Below are 14813 nucleotides of genomic sequence, written 5' to 3'. Positions count from 1 at the left end.
AAGGAGACAACGATGTCATCTCGCATACTGACGGTATGGAACCCGGAGGACAAGACTTTCTGGGAAAAGGAAGGAAAGGCGATTGCCAATCGCAATCTCTGGATCTCGATCCCGGCCCTGTTCCTGGCATTTGCGGTCTGGATGGTCTGGAGCGTCGTGGTGGTGAACCTTCCCACCATCGGCTTTGCCTACAATTCCGACAAGCTCTTTTGGCTGGCAGCGCTGCCCGGCCTCACCGGCGCCACCCTGCGGATATTCTATTCCTTCATGGTACCGATCTTCGGGGGCCGGAAATGGACCACCATCAGCACCGCCTCTTTGCTGATCCCGGCGATCGGCATCGGCTTTGCCGTCCGCAACCCCGACACCAGCTACACCACCATGCTGATCCTCGCCCTCTTGTGCGGCTTCGGCGGCGGCAATTTCGCCTCCAGCATGGCGAACATCAGCTTCTTCTTCCCCAAGGCCCAGAAGGGGACTGCACTCGGGCTCAATGCGGGGCTGGGAAACCTGGGGGTGAGCGCCATGCAGTTCCTGGTGCCGCTCGTCATCACCACCGGCATGTTCAGCGCCCTGTGCGGCGACCCCCAAATCTGCGTGATCAAGGGGGTGACCACGTCGATCTGGCTGCAGAACGCCGGGTTCGTCTGGGTGCCGTTCATCCTCGCCGCCACCGTCGCGGCCTGGTTCGGCATGAACGACATCGCCAGCGCCAAGGCATCGTTCAGCGACCAGGCGATCATCTTCAGGCGCAAGCACAACTGGATCATGTGCTGGCTCTATCTCGGCACCTTCGGTTCGTTCATCGGCTACTCCGCCGGCCTCCCGCTGCTCATCAAATCCCAGTTCCCCGGCATGAATCCGACGCAGTACGCCTTTCTCGGGCCTCTCGTGGGCGCACTGGTCCGGCCGGTCGGCGGCTGGCTGGCCGACAAGCTTGGGGGCGCGGTCGTCACGTTCTGGAACTTCATGATCATGGCTGCAGCCGTATTCGGGGTCCTGGCCTTTCTTCCCCACGGTGGGACCGGAGGAAACTTCTGGGGTTTCCTGGCCATGTTCATCCTCCTGTTCTTCACCACCGGCATCGGCAACGGCTCCACCTTCCGGATGATCCCGGTGATCTTTCTTACCGAGCGGCAGCGTGATGCCGAGGGGAGAGGCTCCGCAGCCCAGGAGCAGGCAGTGCGGGATGCCGGCAAGGAGGCCGCTGCCGTGCTCGGCTTCAGTTCCGCCTTTGCCGCCTACGGCGCCTTTTTCATCCCCAAGGGGTTCGGCACGTCCATCACGATGACCGGCGGACCGGGCGCGGCCCTCTACGGCTTCATCGCCTTCTATGTCAGCTGCATCGTCTTGACCTGGTGGTTCTATCTGCGCAAGGGTGCAAACATGCCCTGTTAGGAATACAAAAACGAAAGGAAGGCAACCATGCCAGCACCCATCAACCCTACCAGGCTGTACGAAGAGATCGTGAACGAAAGCAGCGACGCCGTCCTCTTTGCAGATCGACAAGGGATCATCCGTCTCTGGAACAGTTCGGCAGCATCGATGTTCGGCTATACCGCCGCTGAGGCGATCGGCCAGTCACTCGACCTGATCATCCCGGAAAACCTGCGCGGCCGCCACTGGGAGGGGTATTACCGGGTCATGGAGACCGGCGAAACCAAGTACAAGACCGGCCTCCTCTCATCGCCGGGGCAACGCAAGGACGGCAGCCGCATCTCCCTGGAGTTCTCCATGTCCATCGTCCGGGACGAAACAGGGGGGATCGCGGGCTGTTCCGCCATTCTCCGCGACATTACAGCCCGCTGGCAGAAGGAGAAGGAGCTGAAGGAGCGGTTGAAGGCCCTCGAAGGGCGTACGGACTGACCGCCGCCTCATCGTTCTTCACAGCATACTTTGATGGTATTGATTACCATTTTGCACCGTGCGATAATGATGCTGTGAAAAGAGGTGAGGCTGATGAAATGCGAATATAAGGATGATTTCAAGGTTGAATATGCGGGATCCGGACCACTGCATATCGCGAAAGGTGACGGAGTTGACTTTACGGTCAAGGGAGCCCAGATACCTGCCAACGCCAGAGCTTGTCTGGATTCGGCAGTAAGTCGTAACAGTTGTCACGAATTGAGGGCAGCGGCGAAGGCAGTAACAAACACCATCAACAAGGCATTTGACAAAGAATGACAAAATACCTCGTGAAACACCAAGGCGGCCGATTGGCCGCCTTTTCTTGTCCCCGAAACAGCAACCGGTTGTCTGGCGTGACCCTTAAAGCAGTAAAGCAGCAACGTCCCCCAGCTTGTCCCGTCCCCCAGCTTGTCCCGTCCCCCAGCTTGTCCACATAGAAAAGAGTCTGGTCAAGAAACGGAAATAATTGTAAGGTAAGCGCAGATATCGGAGCAAATTTATCATTCAATGCATGCCCCCGTGTTTCAACGCATAGCGTCAAATCGTGTCGCGTGGCTCGGAGAAGTCGCGACGGCATTTTACATCGTCATGATTGCTCTGATTGCACAGAGCACGGGTCTCTCCTACATGCTGTTTCCCGAACTGGGGGCTCTCTCTCACGACGTCCTGAAACGACCGCACGGGACTTGGGCAAAAGCACCGCTGATGATTGTGATCACACCGTTTATGACGGGTGCGGTCGGCACACTCGTGACGAAGTATCTGGCCTACGGCCTTGTATCTGTCCTCCTCACCGTCGGGAGTGCTATCCTCATAATTAGGCTACTGCGGTCTCCGATTGCACCGGCAATCTCCGCAGGCTTACTGCCACTGACGCTTGGTGACCCGAGCTGGTGGTATCCGCCATGCCTTCTTGTCGGCTTGGTTCTGCTCGCGACAATTTCCCGAGTCTGGCACCGGCTGGTCCCGTCACCCCTAGTCCCTGTGTCGATCAGCGATCTCGCTGACGACATCGTCGAGGAGGCTCCGCGCGACTATTCGTGGCTCCCTTTCTTTTTTGTGTTCCTCACCATCGAGATCCTGCTGGTCGGTTTAACGGGACGGCGCTTTCTACTGTTCCCGCCTTTGGTCGTCATTGGGTTCGAAATGTTCGCCCACGCCGCGATCTGCCCTTGGGCAGGGCGCCCGCTCATTCTGCCGGTCGCATGCACCCTAAGCGCCACTGCCGGCGTCATCCTCGTCGGTCTATTTGGTGCCGGGCCTCTGGCTGCTGTGTGCAGTATCGTCTTCGGCATTGCGGTCCTCCGAGTGTTCAACTTGCACGTTCCCCCGGCTCTCGCTGTCGGTTTGCTACCATTAATCATCCCGCAGCCGAATTACGAATTCCCCGTCGTTGTCGCAGCCGGGACTCTGCTCCTAACAATGTTGTTCCTGGCATGGCAGAGGCTAACTCTGTGCAAAGCAACAGAAGCAATTACTCCGTATCCGGATACTCAAGTTTGATTGACGATTGGATTCGAGTATAGTTCAAACGACTCAGCCATATTCCGTATCCGGAGGAAGCCGATGAAGGTAGCGAAGAGAGACTGGATATTTCTTGCTGTCATTATCGCGGTACTCGGCACTCTCCTCGTGAGCACCGGCAAGGTAAAGGCCAAAAAGGTTCCTTACGACGACAAGCATCGCCAGTTCTATGTGGTCATGCACAAAGGGGGAGACCGGAGGGAAGCGGAAAAAGGATGTGCAACCTGCCACGGCTTCCAGTATATTCCCTTGCCCAAGGATCACCCACCAAAGGAACAATGTTTACTTTGTCACAAGCTATCGCAGGTCAATAAGGGTAATCCTGGGGTCGGGTTAGACATTCGGACATTTGAAGTTCCGATCGCGGTAGGGTAGGAATGCCGGTTGCCCGGCACCCCCCGCACAGATCCGTACGGAAAAAGAGAACAAAAGCAAAGAGAGCAAAGAGAAAAAGAGAACAAAAGAAAGAGAACAAAAGGGTCAACTCTCCATTTTCCATTTTTACGATGAATTCAATGTTTAGTGGATAATGGAGAGTTGACCCCTATTCTCTACTATTCTCTACTCCAAGCCCAAGTGTAACATTTTGTGACATATCATTTTGTTACACCCGCCCTCTCGACCCTGGCTAACCCCCATTGATTATTGAATTTTACTTTTGGCACGGAACTTGTTTTATAGAGGGTTCTATTGACCGCTTGTGATGTCTTGGAGGGAGCGATGGGGGAGATTCGCGAAGGGAATTTCGGAAGCCGCGTGTGGCAGCCTGCTGTGCTGCCGGGCGTGGCTTTTGTTTTTTCCAGAGCGAGGCTCAGCCAAGTTACAGGGTTCGTTGTTGGCAAAGTGGAAAAGCATATACATGTAGATGAAACGTGATAACTGGAAAAATCAGTAAAAGCATATACATTTAGATGACAATGAGGCATATACATCTAGATGCAAGCATATGCATGTATATACAATCATCTATATGTAGATACCAACCCCTAACCGGTGATTTACGAGTTGGCAAGAGGATCAATGAATGAATGTTATAGGCATTTGCGGTGATAATTGTTCTTTTTGTCCCAGGTATCTTGCCACTCAAAACGGAGATACCAAAGAATTGGAGAACGTAAAAGAATTGTGGGTTCGTCTTAGGGAAAGATCCCCAGATTTTCCCGCTCAAGGCATGGCCTGTTCCGGATGCAGCCCAGAAAACAACTGTGCTTATTCGGAAGTTCGTGCATGTGCTTGTGGGAAAGGAATTGAGAACTGCGGCTTGTGCCAAGAGTATCCCTGTAAACAGCTCAATGCAGTATTTGAAATAACAGAGAAATTACGCTCTCATGCCGCTAGTTTGTGCACACCAAAAGAAATGGAATTGTTACACAAAGCTTTTTTTTCTAAGCGGCAGAACTTGGATAAGATTCATTTCGGTGCCTATAACGCGTCATAAAATAAAAAGGTTCGTCAGCTAAATATGAAAGAGAATAAAAGGGTCAACTCTCCATATTCCATTTTTATGCGTATTCCGGTCCAAGAGGACCGCGATTCCGTTGTGATGGAGACCGCGATTCCGAAGAGAACAAAAGGGTCGAAGAGAACAAAAGGGTCAACTCTCCATTTTCCATTTTTACGATGAATTCAATGTTTAGTGGATAATGGAGAGTTGACCCCTATTCTCTCTATTCTCTACTTTAACAAGTCGGAGGATGCGGGTCGGGGTCGATTTGACCAATCATCTGATATTCTCACACACGCCGAGAGACATTCGATAATCGCGAGATAAGCCGTTAAACAGTTTGCCTCGATCCGTTTTTCGCATATGATGCCTGTTCATGAAAAGGCAAGGAGAACAACAAGAACATGGACAGCGTTGAAACGGACCTCGCGGCAAGCAAGTCGGAACTGACATTCCCCTATCCCCCCCCGCAGTCGGAAACGACGATCATTGATATAGCCCCCGGGGTGAAGTGGCTGCGGCTGCCGATGCCGTATGCCCTTGATCACGTGAATATCTACCTGGTACGGGTGGAGAAAGGATGGGTGATCGTCGATACCGGCGTGGATTCGCCCCGTACGCGGGCTATCTGGGCAGAACTGTTTTCGGGGCCGCTACAGGGTGAGACCGTGGTCGGCATCTTCTGCACCCATTTCCACGTGGACCATGCCGGCCTGGCCGGCCATCTTGCGGAGAAGTGGCGAGTGCCGCTGTTCATGACGTACGAGGAATATTTCTCTCTGCGCGGATGGCCTGACGACCTGACAGAAGTGCCATGGCAATTTGCGGATTTTTTCCGGCAAGCGGGCTTTCCGGAAGAACGACTTTCAGAAACCCTGGTGATGTTCGGTTTTTCGGACGAGATTTCACCGCTGCCCCCCGCCTTCACCCGGATGCAGGAAGGAACTCCACTCCCTGCCGGTGGTGGGACCTGGCAGGTCATCCTCGGCAGTGGACATTCACCGGAACATGCCATGCTCTACTCTGCGGAGAAAGGCATCCTGCTATCGGGGGACCAGCTCCTGCCGCGCATCAGCAGCAACGTCTCGGTCAGTGTCGTCAACCCGGAGGATGAGCCGCTCAGTTGCTGGCTCGCCTCACTCGATCGCCTCAGCGGACTGCCGGACGATACCCTGGTGCTTCCCGGCCATGGGCTCCCGTTCCGTGGCGTCAGGAAGCGGGTTGAAGAGCTGCGCACCCATCACGACCGCAGGTTGACGAACATTCTCGAAACATGTGCAGTTCAGCGGCCGTCAGCGTTCGAGATCGTGCAGACTCTCTATCCGTATCCTCTCGCCGATTTTGATCTACAACTGGCATTGGGCGAATGCCTTGCCCACCTGCGCCATCTGCTTGTCAACGGCCGCCTTGAGGCAACGCTCGACGACCGGGGCGTGTACCGGTACCGACCTGTCGCGTCTGCAGCAGAAAAATTACCGGTAACGTAGCAGCCCCCCTCACACCTTCCCCAGGATTTTCAGCAGGTGGGGAATCATCTGCTTCTTGCGGGACATGACGTTCTTCAGCTCGTACAGGTGGGGCTCCAGCTGAGGATACTCCATGACGTGGGCGATCCGGGTGTGCCCCTCCACCAGGAACAGGGTCGTCTCCGTGGCGATGTCGGTCACCATCAGCCCGGCTATGAACAGGTTGTCCCGCCGCTTCACCTCCCCTAGCGCCGCCAGCAACTCCCCCTTCATTTCATGGAATTCGTCGAACCCCACCACCTCCACCTGCCCCACGCCGATGGCGTGTTTCTCGTGCCTGAACAGCTTGAAATCGGCGTTCACCGCCCGCTCCGCCGAGCCGTAGTTCTTCAGGGAACTGCTGGCGGCAAAGATCTCCCGGCCGAATTCTCCGGCATCGACGCCGGCAAGCTTTTCCAGCCAGGCCACGGCCGACCGGTCGCTTGCCGTGGTGGTGGGAGACTTGAGGATGACCGTGTCGGAGAGTATCCCGGCCAGAAGCAGGGCCGCAATGGTCCGGTCCGGATCGATACCGCTCTCCCGGTAGCGGCAGGCCACCAGGGTGCAGGTGCTCCCCACCGGCGCGGTGATGAAGTCGATGGGGGCCATGGTGTGGCTGTTGCCGAGCTTGTGGTGGTCGATCACCTCCAGGATCTCTACCGTGTCGGCGCCCGGCACCGCCTGTCCCGGCTCGTTGTGGTCGACCAGGATCAGCGCGTACGGAAGCGGCGCCAGGAGCGACGACTTGGTCGCCACTCCTGCCAGGGTGCCGTCCTCCTCCAGTACCAGAACGGCCGCCTCGCCCGAGGTGAGCAACTTCTGCCGCAGATGGGTGAGCGGCTCGCCGGTGCTGATCGAGGCGTACTTCTGCTCCGCAAACAGGGCAACCGGCGTGGAGAGGCGGGCCAGCCACGCCGCCGTAGCGGTGTCATGGGGGGTGAGCAGCACCGTGACGCCATTATCCCGCGCCATGGCCAGCAGGTCATCGTCGGGCGCCAGATCGCCGGTCACCACCAGAAGCCGCACCCCCCGCTCGATGGCCGCCTGCTGGATCGTGCGCCGGTTGCCGGTCATGATCAGGAGCTGCCTCGGATCGAACCCGTCAATCCGGCTGGAGAACGACTCCTCCAGCATGGCGCCGATAAAGAGCTGAAGCGTGATCGCCTCCCCATCCGCCCCACCGGCCACGAGCCGGCCGGAAAGGGTCCTCTTCAGGGCATCGATCGTGGTGGTGATCTCCCGCTGCTGCTCCCGGCTCGGTACCAGGTACTTCTCCGACAGCCGCAGCAGCGACAGCACGCCGCACGGCCGCCCCTGACCGTCCAGCACCGGCAGCACCCGCACCCCGCTGGCATGGAACAGTTCCAGCGCCTCGTAGGCCGACGCCGTCGTCCCGACGGTCACCGGCCGACGGTTCAGGGTATCGCGCACCTTGGGATGCACGTCCGCCAGATAGAGCGGATCGGGAACCCCCAGCCGGTCCAGGATGTAACGGGTCTGGGGGTTGGGCTCCCCGGCCATGGCGGCGATTACCTCTGCCCCAGTGCCCATTCCCTTAAGATGCGCATAGCCAATGGCCGCGGCGATCGAATCGGTATCCGGGTTGCGGTGACCGATGACGTAGATTCTATTGCTCATCGCTTGCTGCTCCTTAGGAAAATATTCGGCGTTATTCTGCCTCAGAGATACGACATGAGCAAGAGTATCTTCCATAGCAACGCGATATTTGACAATAGCAGCCAAACAAACGGCGCCTCCGGGTCAGAGTCGACCCAAAGACGCCAATTTTGAAATGGAAACGAGATTTCGAACAGAAAAAACAACCGTTATCTATGCCGTGAGCCGCGCCAGGAGGCGTTGGGCGTAAACACGGGCCATCTGTTTGCGGTGCGCGGGGCTTCCGGCCTGGTTTTTAACCGGACTCGTCCTTTTGCCGATGAGTTCGGTCGCGCGTGTCAGAAGTTCCTCGGAGGGACGGGCCCCCTCAAGAAGCTCCATTGCCTCGAATGCGGTTACCGGCGAAGAGGCCAAGGCGCCGAGCACGATCCGTACGTCCCTCATCGTGCCGGCCTTCATTCGCATCGCCACGGCAACAGAGGCCAGAGGGTAGTCGATCGCCCCTCTCTTCCGGTATTTCAGATAGCCGGACCGAAGCCCGTGCGCTGCCGGAAGGCGCAACCCCACAAGGAGTTCTCCCCGTTTCAGGGCGATGCGGTGGATCCCGTCCTCCCGGTAAAGCTCTTCCAGCGGAATTTCCCGATGGATGGTGCGTTCGCCGTCCCACCATGCCAATTCCGCCCTCGCGCCCAGGGCGATGAGGGCCGGCACGGTGTCGGAGGAGAAGACTGCGAAGCAGCGTTTGGCGGAAGGGGCGGCTTGGCAGATGTCCCCGTCTTTTTTCAGACAATACCCCTTGCTGTTTCGCCAGAACTCGCTCTGGTTGAAATACCAGCAGCGTGTGTCAAGGCATACGTTGCCGCCCAGGGTCCCCATGTTCTGAATGTTCGGACTCGCCACCACACCCGCCGCCTCACTCAATGCCGGGTAACGTTCCCGTATCAGGCAGTTGTCCCGGATGGTGGACAGCTTCACTCCCGCGCCCAGAAAGGCTCCCTCATGGCTGATTTCCAGGGTGGCCAGTTCCTTAACGTTTTTCAGATCGACCAGCCTTCCGGGGGTGTAGAGCCCCTGTTTCATGGAAACCAGAAGATCGGTGCCACCAGCCAGTGGCAACGCGTCGTGGTATTCGGCAAGGATACGCAGCGCCTCGGGCAGGGACTGGGGCCGCTCAAGTTTGAATCGCGGAAGTGGCATCATGGCTGTTCTCCTTTTTTCAGAGCGGCAAGAACCGCCTCCGGAGTAATCGGCGCATCGTGGAGCCAGATTCCAACGGCATCGTAGATGGCGTTTACCACTGCCGGGATCGAGGGGTGAAGACTCCCCTCGCCACACTCCTTGGCACCGAAGGGACCCTCGGGATCGACGCTTTCGACCAGAATCGCCTCAACGTCCGGCACGTCGAGCATCGTGGGGATCTTGTACTCCAGCAGGCTCGGACATGCGTGCTGCCCACCGGCCAAAATGTCATGGTTCTCCAGCAGCACCTCGCCGAGGGCGTTTACTGCCGCGCCCTCTACCTGCCCCTCGGCGGCAAGAGGGTTCAGGGCGAGTCCCAAATCGTGGGCGGCAACCAGTTTCAGAACCCTGACGACGCCGGTTTCCTCGTCCACCTCGACTTCTGCGGCATGGGCACCGAAGGAGTAGGCCGGACTCGGCCCGACGCCGGCGCCCCGGTAACTGCCGCCGAGTTTCGGTGGTGTGTACCCCCCGGAACCGTAAATCGATGTCCCCCTTGATTCGGCCAAAACCACTGCCTGCGCGAAGGTAAGCGTTTTATCGGAATACCCCTGAGCCGAAGCAATTCCATCTCTTATCTGCACGGTTTCCTCGGGAACACCCAGTTTTTCGGCAATGATCGGCACAATTTTTCTCCGCACCTCCAGCGCCGCGCTCCGGCAGGCGTTGCCAGCCATGAAGGTTACACGGCTTGAGTAGGAACCGAGATCAACCGGTGTCGTATCCGTGTCCGCCGAAATCACTTTGATCGTGTCGGGACGGATACCGAGGGTTTCGCCGGCCACCAGTGCCAGCATGGTATCCGAACCCTGCCCGATGTCGGAGGCCCCGCAAAAGACGGTGACCCCGCCTCCCCGATCGACGCTGATGTTGACGCTGGAATGGGGCATGGGATTAAAGTAAATTGCATTGTTGGCCCCGGAAACGTATCCGCCGCCGGCAATGCCGACGCCGCGACCACGCGGGAGTTTCCCTCTCCGTTCGTTCCAGCCGATGGCCTTGCCCGCTTTTTCTAGGCATTCCTCGAAACCGCAGGAGGTGATCCTCAATTCGTTCAGGGTCATGGTATTGGGCTTGAGAGCATTTTTTTGCCTGATCTCGACCGGATCGATGCCGAGGTCGGTAGCGATCCGGTCGAGGTGAACCTCGAAGGCGAAACGCGGTCCCACGCCGCCGTGTCCCCTGAGTGCCCCGCAGGCCGGTTTGTTGGTAAAGACCCGCACGCCATCGAAGCGGTAGGCGGGGAGGATGTAGGGGAGGGTCAGGAGTTGACCGGAATAGTAGAGGGTAACGAGACCATAGGACCCGTAGGAACCGCCGTCCAGAAGGTTTTGAAACTCCACGGCCGTGATGGTCCCGTCCTTCTTGACCCCGGTCCTGAGCTTCATGTGCATCGGGTGACGCCCCCGGTGGGACATGAACACCTCCTCGCGGGTATGGACGATCTTCACCGGCCGGCCGCACTTCCGGGAAAGCATGCAGGCAACAAACTCATAGGAAAATGGCTCCCCCTTCCCCCCGAAACCTCCGCCCAAGGTAGGCTTTATCACCCTGACCCTGTCCATCGGCAACTCGAGAACCCGGGAAATGGCCTTGTGAACGTAATGCGGCACTTGCGTGGTGGACCAGAGCGTCATTTTGCCGTCGCGGTAGTTAGCCAATGCCACGTGCGTCTCTATGGGGGCGTGGGTTATGGCCGCCTTGAAAAAGGTGTCTTCCCTGATGTGATCCGCTGCGGCAAACCCCTCCTCAACGCTCCCGAATTCAAGGGTGGCCCGCCGTTCGATGTTCGCGACTTCGCATTCCTTATGGATTTTGACGTCCTCTCTCGTCATGGCTTCATGGGGGTCGAATAGTGCCGGTAGCAGTTCATAATCGACCTCGACAAGTTTCAGCGCCTCCAGGGCGGTCCGCTCGTCAACCGCAGCCACTCCCACCACCGGCTCGCCGACGTAGCGCACCTTGTCGATGGCAAGGGCGTTTTCATCCTCCGCGCGGGGGAGTATCCCGAAACAGATCGGTGCCTCCTTCCCCAGGACAATGCCCCTGACGCCTGGGAGCGCCTCGGCCTTGGACACGTCGATGTTCCTGATGAGCGCATGGGCGTGAGGAGAGCGCAAGAGCTTGCCCACCAGCGTGCCCGGCAGGTGTATGTCATCGGTGTACTGCGCATCTCCGGTGAGTTTGGCCACTCCGTCGATCCGGGGAAGGGACTTGCCTACATAGTTAAACGCGGAAGTTTTCATCACACGCCCTCCACCCGGTCGTGTGGATAAACCTTTGCGGCAATCTCGACCGCGTTCACAATTTTCACGTAACCGGTGCAACGGCAGAGGTTCCCCGAAAGCGCCCCCTTGATTGCTTCCCGGTCAGGATTGGGGTTTGTATCCAGCAACGCCTTTGCCGTCAAAACCATGCCCGGAGTACAGAAGCCGCACTGGACGGCGCCGGCCTCGTGGAACGCACGCTGCACCGGGTGGAGATCCTCCCCCTGGGCCAATCCCTCGATGGTCGTTATTTCGTGCCCTTCAGCATCAGCTGCCAGCGTCAGGCAGGACAGGACCGGCTTACCGTCAAGAAGCACCGTGCAGGAACCGCAATCGCCCAGATCGCACCCCTGCTTGGTTCCGGTCAGACCGAGCCTCTGCCGCAACGTCTCTAGAAGCGTCTCCTCATCCCCAACACCCACCTCGATCGGGTTTCCGTTTACCGTCATATGTACGATAATCATTTCCAATTTCCTCCCTGATAAAACTTGTAAACTCGGAGCTGTTTGTCTGAGCAACATATATGCTGTATGCTATAATATTATATATAATATTTTTTCCATAAAAACTATTGTAACTATCTAAAACTACATGAGTTAAATATTATACCAGTAAACATTTTAATAATTTTTATTTCTAGTATACAAGATATATCGCCATGCGACAAGGTGTCAAGTGTTTTTGAGAACCCAAAAACCGGAATCATGGTAACTGAAGTCACCGAATGCCCGGATGGGAAAAGCCGTACTTCAGGAGGGTTGTTCAATATTTATGTCACCGTCTTTTGAGGGCATTCCTGCAGGTCAGTTGCCGCTTTTCGTATAGATGGTATCTTATTTCGCCCCAGTCACACCTAGACCATCTGCGACTGAAAAATATCGGCGCTGGAACCAGAACGCCACGTTGACCAGGCCGATCATCACCGGCACCTCGACAAGCGGGCCAATGACCGCGGCAAAGGCCGCACCGGAGTTCAGGCCGAAGACCGCCACGGCCACAGCAATGGCCAACTCAAAGTTGTTGCTGGCTGCCGTGAACGCCAGGGTCGTGGTCTTGCCGTAGTCAGCGCCGAGTCTTTTGCCCATCCAGAACGAAACCAGGAACATGACGATGAAGTAAATCAGCATCGGGATGGCAATCCGTACCACATCAAGAGGAAGCTGGACGATAAGGTTCCCCTTGAGGCTGAACATGACCACGATGGTAAAAAGCAGGGCGATCAGGGTCAGAGGGCTGATCTTGGGAACCACTACACGATGATAGCGCTCCTTACCCATGGTCTTGACCCCGATGAACCGGGTTAATGCCCCGGCTATGCAAGGAATGCCCAGGTAGATAAAGACGCTCTTGGCGATCTGCTGGATGCTGACATCGACCACGCTCCCGGAGAGGCCAAACAGTGGCGGCAGCACCGTGATGAAGAACCAGGCGTAGACGCTGTAGAAAAGGACCTGGAAGATGCTGTTGAAGGCGACGAGACCGGCGGCGTATTCGGTGTTTCCCTTGGCCAGTTCGTTCCAGACGATGACCATGGCGATACAGCGGGCCAAGCCGATCATGATCAGGCCGACCAGGTACTCCGGCTTGTCGGGGAGAAGAACGATGGCCAGGACGAACATCAGGACAGGGCCGATCAGCCAGTTCTGAACAAGGGATAGCCCCAAGACTTTCCTGTTTTGAAAAACCTCCGGCATCTCCTCGTACTTCACCTTGGCGAAGGGGGGATACATCATGACGATCAGGCCGATGGCAATCGGGATATTTGTAGTGCCTACCTGAAACCGGTTGATGAACTGCTCCACGCCGGGGATGAAGTATCCCAGTCCAACTCCCAATGCCATAGCGGCAAAAATCCAGAGGGTCAGCCAACGGTCGAGGAAAGAAAGTTTACGTCCTATATGCTCGCTCATCTGTCTTCTCCTGTCAGGTATTCGGTCAATTTTTTGCGAATCTCGTCCCTCACCCGTCGGAACTCAGGAAGTACCTCTTCGGAAGCACCGGGAAGCCTGGATGGATCGTCGAAGCCGATGTGCGCCCTATGCACGCCGCCGAAGAAAAGCGGGCACTGTTCGTTGGCCGCACTGCAGAGGGTGATCACATGGTCGAACAACTGACCGGCAAATTCATCGAAGGTTTTGGAATAGTGGCCGGAGATGTCGATCCCCAGTTCCGCCAGAACCCGGATGGCCAGTGGGTTGACCCGGGTCGCTTCGGTGCCTGCGGAGTAGGCCTGGAAACGGTCGCCGAGGTAGTGGTTGACCAGTCCTTCAGCCATTTGGGAGCGGCAGGAGTTGTGGGTGCAAAGGAAGAGGATACGTTCTTTCATGACCTTAATATATCCGCATTTGCGGATAAATAAAGCTCATAGTAATAGGTTCTTTTATTACAGAGCGGATCGACGCGGGACGTATGCTAGGTACAAGCAGGTGATTTGTTTTTTACGAATTCGGCAAGTGCCGTTCGATCGGACATTGACTCAGGAAGGTTGCTCACATGCCTTTGGAGGATGTCGAGCAGTTCCCTGCACATCTGGCAGCTTTCCCTGCTTAGCTGATAGTACATCCAGACTCCCTGACGGCGGATATCCACCCAGCAACTGCGTTTGAGGTAGGCAAGGTGACGGGAAACCGTGGACTGGGGTAACTTCAGTACGGCCATCAGGTCGCACACGCATAATTCGCCTTCTGATTGCAGCAACAGGACGATGCGCAGCCTGATTGGATCGGAAAGGGCTTTGAAGATCTGAGCGTGATGTTTCATAGATAAGGTTATAGAGCAGTTGAGGAAGATGGTCAAGAACACTGCGATCCAGCTGATCAGCCAATTCGTGACACTGAATTGCTTTATAAATCCGTGAATACGGATATAATCCCTCCCCATTAAAAAACTTTATATTGCGGAGGTGGAGATGCAAACTTCGGTTATACCGTTATCGTAACCAACTATATAGAGAGGTCTGTATTTCGGACAGGCATGCTTCTGAGTAACTTAACCATAGGTGGTTGAATTTATGGGTTTTATGTCAAGCCATTTGACCCTGTACCGGGACCAGTTCAAAACCGAGTTGTTGTGCTTTACGTTTCAGATTCTGTACGACTCGTGAGCGGTAACGCTCCTCATAATGATCCTGACCAAGATCTGCGTACGACGTCCTGTTCTTCAGCATGGAGTACACCAGTCTTGCGAGCTTATGTGCAGTTGCCGTTATGGCCTTGGATGCTCCCAGCCGTGCTCTCTGTCGACGGATGTATCCCCCCAAGGCGCTCTTTGATCTGATCAAAGAAAAGGCTGCCATGCGAAAGGCAATGG

15 protein-coding genes are annotated in these 14813 nt (G+C 56.4%); 8 read left to right on the top strand and 7 right to left on the bottom strand.

The window, feature by feature from the left end; genetic code table 11:
- Positions 1-12: 12 nt before the first annotated feature.
- The 8 genes from JN12_RS15795 to JN12_RS15765 all read left to right on the top strand — a co-directional run bounded on the left by JN12_RS15795 (position 13) and on the right by JN12_RS15765 (position 6363).
- Positions 13-1398, top strand: coding sequence for a NarK family nitrate/nitrite MFS transporter (locus tag JN12_RS15795; protein ID WP_145024490.1), 1386 nt, complete (start codon positions 13-15; stop codon positions 1396-1398).
- Between the two features lie 27 nt (positions 1399-1425).
- Complete coding sequence (locus JN12_RS15790) at positions 1426-1866, top strand: PAS domain-containing protein (protein ID WP_145024488.1); 441 nt, start codon at positions 1426-1428, stop codon at positions 1864-1866.
- 93 nt (positions 1867-1959) lie between these two features.
- Complete coding sequence (locus JN12_RS15785; protein ID WP_145024486.1) at positions 1960-2184, top strand: hypothetical protein; 225 nt, start codon at positions 1960-1962, stop codon at positions 2182-2184.
- A gap of 231 nt (positions 2185-2415) precedes the next feature.
- The gene (locus JN12_RS15780; protein ID WP_145024484.1) at positions 2416-3411 is read left to right on the top strand and encodes an HPP family protein; all 996 of its coding nucleotides are present in this window, start codon (positions 2416-2418) and stop codon (positions 3409-3411) included.
- A gap of 63 nt (positions 3412-3474) precedes the next feature.
- Entirely contained in the window at positions 3475-3807 is a 333-nt protein-coding gene (locus JN12_RS15775; RefSeq protein WP_211360562.1) for a cytochrome C, read from the top strand.
- A 345-nt stretch (positions 3808-4152) separates the two neighbouring features.
- On the top strand, positions 4153-4308 hold the full coding sequence (locus JN12_RS20530; RefSeq protein WP_170241957.1) for a hypothetical protein: 156 nt from the start codon (positions 4153-4155) through the stop codon (positions 4306-4308).
- A gap of 148 nt (positions 4309-4456) precedes the next feature.
- On the top strand, positions 4457-4870 hold the full coding sequence (locus tag JN12_RS15770) for a DUF3795 domain-containing protein (protein WP_145024481.1): 414 nt from the start codon (positions 4457-4459) through the stop codon (positions 4868-4870).
- Between the two features lie 410 nt (positions 4871-5280).
- A complete protein-coding gene (locus JN12_RS15765) occupies positions 5281-6363 on the top strand; it encodes an MBL fold metallo-hydrolase (RefSeq protein ID WP_145024479.1) in 1083 nt (360 codons plus the stop codon).
- Between the two features lie 9 nt (positions 6364-6372).
- On the opposite strand, the gene JN12_RS15760 is transcribed toward JN12_RS15765, so the two are convergent.
- From JN12_RS15760 to JN12_RS15730, 7 genes are all read right to left on the bottom strand, one after another.
- A complete protein-coding gene (locus JN12_RS15760) occupies positions 6373-8019 on the bottom strand; it encodes a putative manganese-dependent inorganic diphosphatase (RefSeq protein WP_145024477.1) in 1647 nt (548 codons plus the stop codon).
- Positions 8020-8211: 192 nt separating this feature from the next.
- Positions 8212-9198 carry an FAD binding domain-containing protein gene (locus tag JN12_RS15755; RefSeq protein WP_145024475.1) on the bottom strand — a complete coding sequence of 329 codons (987 nt, stop codon included), beginning with the start codon at positions 9196-9198 and terminating at the stop codon, positions 8212-8214.
- Positions 9195-11483, bottom strand: a complete 2289-nt coding sequence (locus JN12_RS15750; RefSeq protein ID WP_145024473.1) for a molybdopterin cofactor-binding domain-containing protein — start codon at positions 11481-11483, stop codon at positions 9195-9197. Before JN12_RS15750 ends, JN12_RS15755 begins: the two co-directional genes overlap by 4 nt.
- Complete coding sequence (locus JN12_RS15745) at positions 11483-11968, bottom strand: (2Fe-2S)-binding protein (protein WP_145024471.1); 486 nt, start codon at positions 11966-11968, stop codon at positions 11483-11485. Before JN12_RS15745 ends, JN12_RS15750 begins: the two co-directional genes overlap by 1 nt.
- Positions 11969-12337: 369 nt before the next feature.
- Positions 12338-13414, bottom strand: coding sequence for an ACR3 family arsenite efflux transporter (gene arsB, locus JN12_RS15740; RefSeq protein ID WP_145024469.1), 1077 nt, complete (start codon positions 13412-13414; stop codon positions 12338-12340).
- On the bottom strand, positions 13411-13830 hold the full coding sequence (locus tag JN12_RS15735) for an arsenate reductase ArsC (RefSeq protein ID WP_145024467.1): 420 nt from the start codon (positions 13828-13830) through the stop codon (positions 13411-13413). Before JN12_RS15735 ends, arsB begins: the two co-directional genes overlap by 4 nt.
- A gap of 86 nt (positions 13831-13916) precedes the next feature.
- On the bottom strand, positions 13917-14300 hold the full coding sequence (locus JN12_RS15730) for an ArsR/SmtB family transcription factor (RefSeq protein WP_246125889.1): 384 nt from the start codon (positions 14298-14300) through the stop codon (positions 13917-13919).
- Positions 14301-14813 lie beyond the last annotated feature (513 nt).

Source organism: Geobacter argillaceus, assembly GCF_007830735.1.
Lineage (GTDB): Bacteria > Desulfobacterota > Desulfuromonadia > Geobacterales > DSM-12255 > Geomobilibacter > Geomobilibacter argillaceus.
The sequence above is the reverse complement of the archived record's forward strand: the minus strand, read 5'-3'. Positions and strand labels throughout refer to the sequence as shown.